Genomic DNA, 12,251 nt, shown 5'->3' with positions numbered 1-12,251 from the left:
TCATGATACGGACCGTCGCCACCAAACCCTATCTTGACCAGAAGCCCGGCACCTCCGGCCTGCGCAAGAAGGTGCCTGTGTTCCAGCAGGAGCACTATGCGGAGAACTTCATCCAGTCGATCTTCGACGCTCTGGAAGGGTTCGAGGGCGAGACGCTGGTGATCGGCGGCGACGGCCGCTTCTACAACCGCGAGGTCATCCAGAAGGCCATCGCCATGGCTGCCGCCAACGGCTTCGGCAAGGTGATGGTCGGGCAGGGCGGCATCCTCTCGACGCCGGCCGCCTCCAACATCATTCGCAAATACAAGACCTTCGGCGGCATCATCCTGTCGGCCAGCCACAATCCGGGCGGCCCGCACGAGGATTTCGGCATCAAATACAATGCCGGCAATGGCGGCCCGGCGCCGGAGAAGATTACCGACGCGATCTTCGAGAAGACCAAGACGATTTCGAGCTTCAAGATCGCCGATATCGGCGCGATTGACATCGACACGATCGGCACGGTCAAGGCCGGCGGCATGACGGTCGAGGTTATCGATCCGGTCAGCGACTATGCCGAGCTGATGGAAAACCTTTTCGACTTCGATGCCATCCGCGCCAACTTCAAATACGGCTTCCGCATGCGCTTCGACGCCATGCATGCGGTGACCGGCCCCTATGCCAAGGAGATCCTCGAGCGCCGGCTCGGCGCGCCGAGCGGTACCTGCCGCAACTTCAAGCCGCTGCCGGACTTCGGCGGCCACCACCCGGACCCGAACCTTGTGCATGCCAAGCATCTCTATGACGAGATGATGGGGGCGGACGCGCCGGACTTCGGCGCCGCCTCCGACGGTGACGGCGACCGCAACCTGATCATCGGCAAGGGCATCTTCGTCACGCCGTCGGATTCGGTGGCGATGCTCGCCGCCAATGCGCATCTGGCGCCGGGCTACAAGGACGGCCTCAAGGGCATCGCCCGCTCGATGCCGACCAGCGGTGCCGCCGACCGCGTCGCCGAGAAGCTCGGCATCGGCATCTACGAGACGCCGACCGGCTGGAAGTTCTTCGGCAATCTGCTCGACGCCGGCATGGCGACGATCTGCGGCGAGGAAAGCGCCGGCACCGGCTCCAACCACGTGCGCGAGAAAGACGGACTGTGGGCGGTGCTTCTTTGGCTCAACATCCTCGCCGTGCGCGGCGAGAGCGCCAAGCAGATCGTCACCGAGCATTGGGCGACTTACGGCCGCAACTACTATTCGCGCCACGACTATGAGGAGGTCGACACCGACCGCGCCAACAGGCTGGTCGATGAACTGCGCGCCAAGCTCGCCTCGCTGCCTGGCACCAGCGTGCGCGGCCTGAAGATCGCCACCGCCGACGACTTCGCCTATCACGATCCGGTCGACGGCTCGGTGAGCAAGAACCAGGGCATCAGGATCCTGTTCGAGGGCGGCTCGCGCGTCGTCTTCCGCCTCTCCGGCACCGGCACCTCCGGCGCCACGCTGCGCGTCTATATCGAGCGCTACGAGCCGGATCAGGCAAGGCACGATCTCGACACCCAGGAAGCGCTCGCCGACCTCATCGCCGCGGCGGACGACATTGCCGGTATCAAGAGCCACACCGGCCGCGACAAGCCGAGCGTGATTACTTGAGGGTGGTTCTCCGCGGCTCCCCCTTCTCCCCTTGTGGGAGAAGGTGTCGCCGAAGGCGACGGATGAGGGGTGCTCCAGCTTGGCGCCCGCCTGCGTTCAAATCATCGATCCATCATTCCGTCCAACACCCCTCATCCGTCTCGGCGCTGCGCGCCGATCCACCTTCTCCCACAAGGGGAGAAGGGGAGGCGCGCGCGTGACCTCACCCGGCGCAACCATCACCAACGAAGGGATCCGCTTCGCCGCCTGGTCGTCGTCGGCGAGACGCCTTTGGGTCTCGATCTTCGACGATGCCGGCGAGCGCGAGATCGACCGGCTCGAGCTCGAACCCGAAGGCGAGGGCTTGCGCGCGCTGCTCGTCACCGGCCTTGCCAGCGGCACCCGCTACGGCTTCCGCGCCGATGGTGACTACACCCCCGAGCGCGGCCTCTGGTTCGACCCGGAGAAACTGCTCACCGACCCTTACGCCATCGAGATCGACAGACCGTATCAATTCAACTGGCGGCTTGCCGCCAAACGCAACGAAGGCGCCGACACCGCGGCATTGATGCCCAAGGCGGTCGTGGTCGCGCTGCCGCAACCGGCCGCGCTGTTGCCACCCGTCCTCAAGCCCGGCGGCCTGATCTACGAACTCAATGTCCGCTCCTTCACCAGGCTGCATCCCGACGTCCCGGAGGCGCAGCGCGGCACCATCGCCGCTCTCGCCCATCCGGCTGTGATCGAGCATCTGCAAAAGCTCGGCGTCTCCGCTGTCGAACTGATGCCGATCACCGCCTCGATCGACGAGCGGCATCTGCCGCCGCTCGGGCTCCACAACGCCTGGGGCTATAATCCCGTCACCTTCATGGCGCTCGATCCGCGCCTGGCGCCGGGTGGCGTGGCCGAATTGCGCGACACGGTCGCCGCCTTGCGCAAGGCCGGCATCAGCACCATCCTAGACCTCGTCTTCAACCACACAGGCGAGAGCGACCGCTTCGGTCCGACGCTGTCGCTGCGCGGCCTCGATGCGCAGGCCTACTACCGGCACGAGCCGGACGGCAGGCTGGTCAACGACACCGGCACCGGCAACACCATCGCCTGCGATCACCCGGTCGTCCGCGAAATGGTGCTCGACACGCTGCGCCATTTCGTCCGCGATGCCGGCGTCGACGGCTTCCGCTTCGACCTGGCGCCAGTGCTCGGCCGCGTCGACGGCACGTTCGACCCGCAAGCCCCGCTGCTTCAAGCCATCGCCGGCGATCCGCTGCTGGCCGACCGGGTGCTGATCGCCGAACCCTGGGACATCGGCCCGGGCGGCTATCAGCTCGGCAATTTTTCGCGACCCTTCCTCGAATGGAACGACCGCTACCGGGACGATGTCAGGCGCTTCTGGCGCGCCGATACCGGCACGATCGGCACCCTGGCGACCCGGCTTGCCGGCTCGTCCGATGTCTTCGCCAGGGCAGCGCAGGACAAGAGCCGCACGGTCAATTTCATCGCCGCGCATGACGGCATGACGCTGGCCGACCTCGTCGCCTATGAGGAAAAGCACAACGAGGCCAATGGCGAGCAGAATCGCGACGGCCATGGCGACAACCTGTCCTGGAACAATGGCGTCGAGGGCGAGGCCGACGACGCCTCGATCGTCGAGGCGCGGCTCGGCGATCAGCGCGCGCTGCTTGCTACGCTGTTTGCCTCGCGCGGCACGATCATGCTGACGGCGGGCGACGAGTTCGGCCGCTCGCAAGATGGCAACAACAACGCCTATGCGCAGGACAACGGCATCACCTGGCTCGACTGGGCAGGCCGCGACCAAGGGTTGGAGCGTTTCGCGGCAGCGCTCGCCGCACTGCGCCGCACCGTGCCGGCGCTTTCGGAAACGCGCTTCCTGAGCGGCCAGCCGCAAGCCGGTTCCGACGTGCCCGATGTTGCATGGCTGACCGAATCCGGCGCGCCGCTTGGCGAGGCCGACTGGAACGACTCGCGGCGCCATCGCCTCGCCATGGTGCTTGGCGGCGCCGGCGATGGCCGCCTTGCCGTCGTCGTCAACGGCGACCGCCGCCAATGCGTCTTCACGCTGCCGGAACGGACCGGGTTCCGCTGGCATGCCGCCATCGAGGCGGCGGATGGCGGCGTCGACCTGTCGCGGCCGGTGCCGGGACGGACGGTGGTATTCATGATCGAGCGCAAGGCCGGCGGCCGGATACGCAGCGGGAAGGACAAGGGATGACAGAGGGCAATGGGGAGCAGGGGGCCGACTGGTGGCGCGGCTGCGTCATCTACCAGATCTATCCGCGCTCCTTCCAGGACACGACGGGCGATGGCAGCGGCGATCTCAAGGGCATCACCGCCAGACTCGCCCATGTCGCTTCGCTCGGCGTCGACGCCATCTGGCTGTCGCCCTTCTTCAAGTCGCCGATGGCCGACATGGGCTACGACGTGTCGGACTATCGCGACGTCGATCCGATGTTCGGCACGCTCGAGGATTTCGACGCGCTGGTCGCCGAGGCGCACCGGCTCGGCCTGAAGGTCGTCATCGACCAGGTGATCTCGCACTCGTCCGACAAGCATGAATGGTTCGTCGAGAGCCGCGCCAGCCGCGACAACCCGAAGGCCGACTGGTACGTCTGGGCTGATGCCAGGTCCGACGGCAATGCGCCCAACAACTGGCTGTCGCTGTTCGGCGGACCGGCCTGGGAGTGGGATGCCACACGCCGGCAGTACTACATGCACAATTTCCTCGCCGCCCAGCCCGACCTCAACTTCCACAATCCGGAGGTTCAGGACGCGGTGCTGGACACGGTGCGCTTCTGGCTGGAGCGCGGCGTCGACGGCTTTCGACTCGATACGGTCAATTACTATTTCCATGACCGTTGGCTGCGCGACAACCCGCCTCTGGCGGCAAGCGTCGCCGGCACCAACGGCGCCACCACCACCTATGCCTTCCAGGAGCATCTGTTCGACAAGACGCGGCCGGAGAACCTCGATTTCCTGCGCCGCTTCCGCGCGCTGCTCGACGAGTACCAGGACCGAGCCGCGGTCGGCGAGGTCGGCGACGAGGACCGCTCGCTGCAGACGCTCGCCGCCTACACCTCCGGCGGCGACAGGCTGCAGATGTGCTACACATTCGACCTGCTCGGGCCGCAATTCTCGGCGGCGCACATACGCGGCTGCGTCGAGGCTTTCGAAGGCACCGTCGCCGACGGCTGGGTCTGCTGGGCCTTCTCCAACCACGATGTCGTGCGCCATGTCAGCCGCTGGACGCGGCCGGGCGGCGATCCGGACACAGTGGCGAAATTCTCGATCGCGCTGCTCGCCTGCCTGCGCGGCTCGATCTGCCTCTACCAGGGCGAGGAACTCGGTCTGGAGGAAGCGGAACTCACCTTCGAGGATCTGCGCGACCCTCTCGGCATCCGCTTCTGGCCAGGCGTCAAGGGCAGGGACGGCTGCCGCACGCCGATGGCCTGGGAAGCCGGCGCCGACAATGGCGGCTTCACCACGGGCAAGCCCTGGCTGCCGCTGCCGGCCAGCCACCGCGCCCGCGCCGTGGATGTCCAGAACGGCGAGGAGGGATCGGTGCTTGCCGCCTACCGGGCGGTGCTTGCCTTGCGCAAGCGGCACCCAGCGCTGGTCAGCGGCTCCATCCGCTTCCTGGATGCCGAAGGCGATGTCCTTGCCTTCGTCCGCGAGGGTGAGGGCGAGAGCCTGGTCTGCGTCTTCAACTTCGCCGACGAGCCGGCAAATTGGGCGTTGCCGCCGGCTTTTGGGCCTGTTGAAGCGATCGATCTCGGCACCGGCGCGGTCATTGCCGAAGACGTATTGTCACTGCCGCCGCTGGGTTGCTTTCTGGGGCGAACCAACTTGGCGGCCAGCCCGTCAACGTCCAACGAGGCTCGGTGATGCTCATCGAATTCACGAACGAAGTTGCGTTCGGGGAGCCACCGCCATCCGTAATTGTATTGTGCACGCTTCGTGAGGTACGAGATCTGTCTTCGAAATTGTTGCTCCGCGATGTTGTCGACATGTCGTCTGGATTCAACGCAGATTTTTCGGGCGGGATATCTGGCTTTCAGGTCACGATTGTCACTGAGAATGAGCACTTAGTGAGGATTCAAGACGGAAAGGTATTGATATCCTTGTCTAAGGAACACGCTGGCGCGATTTCAGCGATGCTTGATCAAATAGATGTGCAAGGCCAGACCATATACGTCGACTTCGATGGCCTGAATCTCTTTGAAGAGGCAAATTTGATTATCTCTGCAATTTGACTACTGCACCAGCACGGAGCGTCCGCAGGTCCCGCCGGTGACCCGGATATCGGCTTCGCCGACATGCACGCCGAGCGCGCCAAGCACGTTGTAGACCAGGCTGTCGACCGGCGCGGTCACGCCGTTCAGCACCGTCACCACCGCCGGCTTCACGGTGCCGAGCAGGGCGGTGACGTCGAGGCCGGCGCCCAGCGCCTTGACCGACAGCGACAGGTTGTTGACCAGCGAGGTGGAGAGCGACTGCGTCAGGTTCTTCGTCGACACGGTCTTCATCGTCTTGGCGGCGATTTCGGTGGCATTGAAGGTCAGGTTCGTCGGCGCCATGTTGGTGACCGAGAACGCCGAAGATCCGTTGATCTGCAGCAGGCTGAGGTTGACCAGCAAGAGCTTGACGCTGACGTCGGCGATTTCGGCGTCGCCGAACGATTGTGGCTTGGTGAAGTCGGCAAAGCCGTTGGCGTTGGTGTCGGCGAGATGCGCGGCGACGACGCCGGGCTGTGCCGCGATCGTGACCTTCAGGCTGTCGGGACGGCCGGTCGGGCAGCTGACGTCGGTGAGCTTCGCTTCGGCATAGGCCACTTCGACATTGAGCGGCAGGTTGACGGCGAGCAGCTTGATGCCGCCGCCCAAATTCACGCCGGCGGTGCCGTTCCCGCTGCCATTGCCGAAGCCGCTGCCATTGTTGCCGTTGCCGATGCCGACGCTGGCATTCAGCTTGATGCGGGTCTGCGCGGTGCGCACCACGGTGCCGGCTTCGCCGACCCGCAGCCAGGGCGAGGATTGCGCCGGCTCGCCGATGGCGATGCTGAGCGTGGTGGAGGTCAGCCCCGGTATTGTGGCACCGAGATTGACCTGGACCTGGTTGGTGCCGTTGGCAAGTGCCGCCGCCGCCGTCACCATGCTCATGGCGCTCGCCGCTACCGTAAGCCCCGCCGGCTTCTGGCCGACGCCGAGGCTGCCGACGGAGCCGAGATCGATGAGGTGGCTGAGCGGGATCTTGACCGTGTTGGTGGCGCCTGCGGCCATCGCCTGCAGCGCCAGCTTGGAGGTGCGGTCAAGCCCCGGGACATTGGCCATAGCGGTGGCGATCTGGCCGATGGTGGCCTTCGAAGCCAGCACGTCCGAATAGCTCACGCCCGTCAGATGCAGCTGCGTCGCCAGCGCGTCGGTGAAGGAGAGCACGTCGACATCGGCCGATATCAGCGCGTTGTAGTCCATCACGCTGAGCGAGATGTTGGTGCCGAGCAGGCCGCCGAGCAGCGCGTTGAGCACGCCGCCATTGAGGCTGGCGAGCCGCGACCCGACCGAGAACGCGGCTTCCGCCTGGGCGCTGGCGGTGGCCGTCGTTCCGATCACCGGCGGCTTCATCATCATCGCGCCGAAATAGAGCGTGCCCTTCTTCTTCAGCGACACCTGCACGGCGTTGTAGGGCAGCTTGCCGGCCTCGAAACGGCTTCCGGCGGCAATCGCGCTGACGCCGGAATAGCGGCCGGGCACCACCTGGACGACCGCCTTGCTGGCCGTCGGCTCGACGGTCGTCCCCTGCTTCTGGACGGCGACCGAGTTGAAGCCGTTGTCCTTCAGCGCAGTCAGCACTGCCTTCTCGGCATTGTTGATATTGGCCGCGGCGGTGATCGCCGCGAGATCGACGATCGACTGCGCCGCGCGGCGCTCGTTGAACAGCGCGCCTTCGTCTACGGCGAAGGCTGTCAGCGCCAGCGCGACCGGCGCGCTCAGCGCCGCCATGACGGCGAAGTTGGCGCGCCTGTCGGCGATCAGCCGGCTGCCCGATCGCAGCATCGCGGCGGCAGCGGCGCGCATCATATGCCCCCGACGCGGATCGTCGATTGGCGCTTGATCGTCATCGATGGCATCGGCAGGCTGTCCAGCAGGTTCCAGATTGGCAGCTCGCGCGCGTCGTAGCTGACCGAAACGACGAACTGGCTGCCGTCGATGGCGCTGTCCTTGGCATCGACCGTCAGCTTGTGCGGGTCGACGAACGGATAGCCGGCGACGTCGTGATTGATGAAATTGGTGACCAGGGCCTGCCGCTCGGTCTGGTTCAGCCCGGCTATCGCCGTTCGCGCCGCGTCGGCGGCGATCTGCTGGACCGAATGGCTGGCTCCGAAATAGATGCCATATGCAACCATGCCGAGCAAAAGCAGGATGAAAAGCGGCGCCAGCATGGCGAATTCGACCGCCGTTGTCCCGACGGCGTCAGCCCGGAAACGAGACCACGAAACACGGCTTTTTGGGTCCTGCAGCATAGTGCGGAGCATGCCAAATCCGCACTGCAAAAACAGAAAACGGATGGAGCAACCGCTAGGTGCAGCAAGTTGAACGCCCTGTTTTTGCTTAAGTCGCCGCTGTTTTAGCGATTGCGCGCTAACTTAGCGTCAAGCGTGCACACAGCACGACTCGGTTGAAATCGGATATCTGTCTGTCTAGTGTCCTGCCACCAGCCGCCGGAAGCGATCGGTGGCACGCCCAAAAGCGACCAAAATTGGTTCAGGGGCGTCAACACGTAATAGGTGTGGCTGAGGGGCCGCGCCGACAGGGAGAACTTCATGCTGAAAAATGTGCTGAAGGCGACGGTGTTCGCCACGACCATGGCCTTGGCCGCGGGCACCTTCTACACGCCGGCTTTCGCCGAGACCGTTTACAACCGCGGATCCGCCGCCGAGGCGGAGACCGTCGATCCGCACAAGACCTCGACGGTCTACGAAGCCGATATCATACGCGACATGTTCCAGGGCCTGGTCATGCATGACCAGAAGACGAACCTCATCCCGGGCGCCGCGGAAAGCTGGACCGTGTCCGACGACGGCACTGTCTACACCTTCAAGCTGCGCAAGGACGGCCTCTGGTCGGATGGCAGCCCGGTGACGGCGGAAGACTTCGTCTATTCGTTCCGTCGGCTGGAAGACCCGGCCACCGCTGCCGAATACGCCTCGATGCTCTATCCGGTGAAGGGCGCTGAGGACTTCAACACCAAGAAGGGCAAGGCAGAGGACATGGGCGTGAAGGCGGTGGACGCCAACACGCTGGAAGTGACGCTGAAGGCGCCGACGCCCTATTTCCTGGAGATGCTGACCCACCAGGCGACCTATCCGGTCAACAAGGCGTCCATAGACAAGCTCGGCGCCGACTGGATCAAGCCGGGCAAGCTGGTTTCCAACGGCGCCTATACGCTGGCCGAATGGGTGCCCAACGACCATCTCAAGCTGGTCAAGAATCCGAAATTCTGGGACGCCGGCACCGTCAAAATGGACGTCGTCAACTACATCCCGACCGAGGATCGCTCATCTGCGATGAAGCGCTTCGAGGCCGGCGAACTCGACAGTTATGGTGACTTGCCGACCGAACAGCTTGCCGATCTCAAGACCAAGTTCGGCGACCAGGTCCGCGTCGGTCCATATCTCGGCACCTACTATTACGCGATCAAGACCGACAAGGCGCCGTGGGACAATGTCGAGCTGCGCAACGCCATCTCGATGGCGATCGATCGCGACTTCCTCGCCGAGAAAGTCTGGCAGAACTCGATGCTGCCCGGCTATTCGATGGTGCCTCCGGGCATCGAGGGCTACACGCCGGCAGTGGCCAAATACGCCGACATGCCGCAGATCGACCGCGAGGACGCTGCCAAGAAGATCCTCGAGAAACTCGGCTATACGCCCGAGCATCCGTTGAAGATGGAGATCCGCTACAACACCTCGGAGAACCACAAGAACACGGCGGTCGCCATCCAGGAGCAGCTGAAGCCGCTCGGCGTGGAGGTGACGCTGCTCAACACCGACACCAAGACCCACTACGGCTTCCTCGAGCAGAAGGGTAACTACGACGTCGCCCGCGCCGCCTGGATCGCCGACTACAAGGATCCGGAAACCTTCCTCGGCATCTCGCGCAAAGCGAGCGGCAACAACTACTCCGACTACAACAGCCCGGCCTATGAGGCCGCAATGGACAAGGCAGCCGCCGCCGGCGGCAAGCCCGAGGAGCGCATGAAGGAGCTGGCCGCGGCGGAGCGCGTCCTCGTCGACGACGTCGGCCAGATCCCGCTTCTCTACTACAGCTTCCACGACATCGTTTCCTCGAAGCTGCATGGCTTCGACGACAATGTGATGGACATCCATCCGTCCCGCTTCATCTCCAAGGACTGACAAGAAACCTTGGCCGTGCCGCCGCTGCCATTTTGGGCAGCGGCGGCCGCGGTCTGTCGTCGTACCGGGCCGAAAGTCGGGTTGGATTTTCGGCAATGCCGGTGCGAAGATCAGAGATGCCGGCGTTGCGGGTCTTCGTTTGGAGAGCCGTCACCCTGGCTGAAGCGGGGCGCCGATGCTGCGTTATGTCTTCCGGCGGCTGTTGACCGCCATCCCGACGCTATTCGTCATCGTGACGCTGGCGTTCTTCCTGATCCGTGTCGCGCCGGGCGGCCCGTTCAACCAGGAGCGGGGACTGAGCCCTGAGATCAGGGCCAATCTCGAAGCTCAGTTCGGGCTGGGCGATCCGCTCTGGCTGCAATATGCCCACTATCTCGGTAACCTTTTGCGCGGCAATTTCGGCCCGAGCTACAACATGCCGGATTTCACCGTCACCGAGCTGTTCGCCAAGGGGCTGCCCATCTCGGTCCAGCTCGGGTCCTCGGCGCTGCTGCTGGCCTTGCTGCTCGGCGGCGTGCTCGGCACCGTCGCCGCGCTCAACCAGAACAAGCTTGGCGACTATGCCGTGATCGCGCTGGCGACGGCCGGCAGCACAATTCCCACTTTCGTCATCGCGCCGGTGATCCAGCTCCTGTTCGGCCTGACCTGGAAGCTCCTGCCGATCGGCGGCTGGGGCGACGGCGCGCTGATCAACAAGGTTGGCCCGGTGCTGACGCTTGCGCTGCCGCAGATCGCGATCGTCGCCCGGCTGATGCGCGGCTCGATGATCGAGAGCTTGCGCTCCCATCACATCCGCACCGCCCGCGCGCTCGGCCTGTCCGACTGGGCGGTGGTGGTCAAGCATGCGCTGCGCGGCGCCATCCTGCCGATCGTCTCCTTCACCGGCCCGGCGGCGGCGGCGCTGCTCACCGGCTCGGTCATCGTCGAGACCATCTTTTCCATTCCGGGCGTCGGCCGCTATTTCGTCGATGCCGCCCTGAACCGCGACTACACGTTGGTCATGGGAACTGTGGTGGTCATCGCCATCTTCACCATCGTCTTCAACCTGATCGTCGATGTCATGTACGCGGTCGTCGACCCGAGGGTGCGCTATGACTGATATCGCAGCCGCAGCCCCCGCAGTCGTTGGCCGCTCGCTCTGGGGCGACGCCTGGGCGCGCCTCAAGGCCAACCGCGCCGCCATGTTCAGCCTCTATTATCTTGCCTTCATCGCGCTGATCAGCGTGTTTGGTCCATCCCTGGTGCCGCACGAATACACCACGATCTACGGCGACTATGTGCGCACGCCGCCGAGCTTCTCGGCATACCCCAAGCCCGACATGATCCAGACCGCATTGACCGACGCCATCAAGCGCATGCGCGTCGACATCAAGGAATGGCACCAGGACGGCAGCCGCGTGATCGTGACGGTCACGTCCAAGAAGCCGATAGACGACCGCTACATCCGCTATCTCGATCGGTCCGACGCCTTCGACGACACAAAGATCGATAGCAAATCGCCCGACGGGCTCGAAGTGACGATGAGTGCCGCCATCAAGCAGCAATATTTCTACTTCGGCACCGACAACACCGGCCGCGATCTGCTGTCGCGCACGCTGATGGCCGGGCGCATATCGCTGGCCATCGGCCTTCTGGCGGGCGTCGTGGCGGTGGTGATCGGCGTGCTCTACGGCGCCGCGGCCGGCTTTGCCGGCGGCCGGGTCGACGAGGTGATGATGCGCATCGTCGACGTGCTCTATTCGCTGCCCTTCATCTTCTTCGTCATCATGCTGGTGGTGTTCTTCGGCCGCAACTTCGTCCTGATGTTCCTGGCGGTGGGCGCCGTGCTGTGGCTCGACATGGCACGCATCGTGCGCGGCCAGGCGCTGTCGATCCGAAGGCAGGAATATGTCCAGGCCGCCGAAGCCATGGGTGTCGGCCAGCGCGGCATCCTGATGCGTCACGTCATCCCCAATTTGCTAGGCCCGGTGGTGATCTACATGACCCTGCTGGTGCCGCAGGTCATCATCCTGGAAAGCTTCCTGTCCTTCCTCGGCCTCGGCGTGCAGGAGCCGATGACCAGCTGGGGCGTGCTGATCTCGGTCGGCGCCAAGAACATCGGCAGCGCCAACTGGCTGCTTCTGTTCCCCGCCTTCTTCCTCGTTTCGACGCTGTTCGCGCTGAACTTCGTCGGCGACGGCCTGCGCGACGCGCTCGACCCGAAGGACCGCTGA

At 64.5% G+C, this 12,251-nt stretch carries 9 protein-coding genes; 7 read left to right on the top strand and 2 right to left on the bottom strand.

Annotated elements, in window-relative coordinates; genetic code table 11:
- The first annotated feature begins 2 nt into the window (after window positions 1–2).
- The 4 genes from EN786_RS06805 to EN786_RS06790 all read left to right on the top strand — a co-directional run bounded on the left by EN786_RS06805 (window position 3) and on the right by EN786_RS06790 (window position 5,878).
- Complete coding sequence (locus EN786_RS06805) at window positions 3–1,631, top strand: alpha-D-glucose phosphate-specific phosphoglucomutase (protein WP_127285587.1); 1,629 nt, start codon at window positions 3–5, stop codon at window positions 1,629–1,631.
- Window positions 1,632–1,827: 196 nt separating this feature from the next.
- Entirely contained in the window at window positions 1,828–3,840 is a 2,013-nt protein-coding gene (glgX, locus tag EN786_RS06800; RefSeq protein ID WP_135908092.1) for a glycogen debranching protein GlgX, read from the top strand.
- Complete coding sequence (locus EN786_RS06795) at window positions 3,837–5,510, top strand: alpha-glucosidase family protein (protein ID WP_127311217.1); 1,674 nt, start codon at window positions 3,837–3,839, stop codon at window positions 5,508–5,510. Before glgX ends, EN786_RS06795 begins: the two co-directional genes overlap by 4 nt.
- The gene (locus EN786_RS06790) at window positions 5,510–5,878 is read left to right on the top strand and encodes a hypothetical protein (RefSeq protein WP_127286582.1); all 369 of its coding nucleotides are present in this window, start codon (window positions 5,510–5,512) and stop codon (window positions 5,876–5,878) included. Before EN786_RS06795 ends, EN786_RS06790 begins: the two co-directional genes overlap by 1 nt.
- On the opposite strand, the gene EN786_RS06785 is transcribed toward EN786_RS06790, so the two are convergent.
- Together EN786_RS06785 and EN786_RS06780 are read right to left on the bottom strand one after the other, a co-directional pair.
- Entirely contained in the window at window positions 5,879–7,699 is a 1,821-nt protein-coding gene (locus EN786_RS06785) for a TadG family pilus assembly protein (protein ID WP_245494792.1), read from the bottom strand. It lies immediately after the preceding gene.
- Window positions 7,699–8,064, bottom strand: a complete 366-nt coding sequence (locus EN786_RS06780; protein WP_245478389.1) for a TadE/TadG family type IV pilus assembly protein — start codon at window positions 8,062–8,064, stop codon at window positions 7,699–7,701. The genes EN786_RS06785 and EN786_RS06780 overlap by 1 nt, the downstream gene beginning before the upstream one ends.
- A 381-nt stretch (window positions 8,065–8,445) precedes the next feature.
- Between EN786_RS06780 and EN786_RS06775 the strand changes: the two genes are divergently transcribed.
- From EN786_RS06775 to EN786_RS06765, 3 genes are all read left to right on the top strand, one after another.
- Window positions 8,446–10,038, top strand: coding sequence for a peptide ABC transporter substrate-binding protein (locus tag EN786_RS06775; protein ID WP_127311216.1), 1,593 nt, complete (start codon window positions 8,446–8,448; stop codon window positions 10,036–10,038).
- A 175-nt stretch (window positions 10,039–10,213) separates the two neighbouring features.
- Window positions 10,214–11,137, top strand: a complete 924-nt coding sequence (locus tag EN786_RS06770) for an ABC transporter permease subunit (protein ID WP_127286579.1) — start codon at window positions 10,214–10,216, stop codon at window positions 11,135–11,137.
- A complete protein-coding gene (locus EN786_RS06765; protein WP_127312107.1) occupies window positions 11,130–12,251 on the top strand; it encodes an ABC transporter permease subunit in 1,122 nt (373 codons plus the stop codon). Before EN786_RS06770 ends, EN786_RS06765 begins: the two co-directional genes overlap by 8 nt.

The sequence above is a fragment of the Mesorhizobium sp. M4B.F.Ca.ET.143.01.1.1 genome, from assembly GCF_004792275.1.
In the GTDB taxonomy this organism is placed as follows: Bacteria; Pseudomonadota; Alphaproteobacteria; order Rhizobiales; family Rhizobiaceae; genus Mesorhizobium; species Mesorhizobium abyssinicae.
Note: the sequence above shows the minus strand (reverse complement) of the source record. Positions and strands in the feature narration are given on the sequence as shown.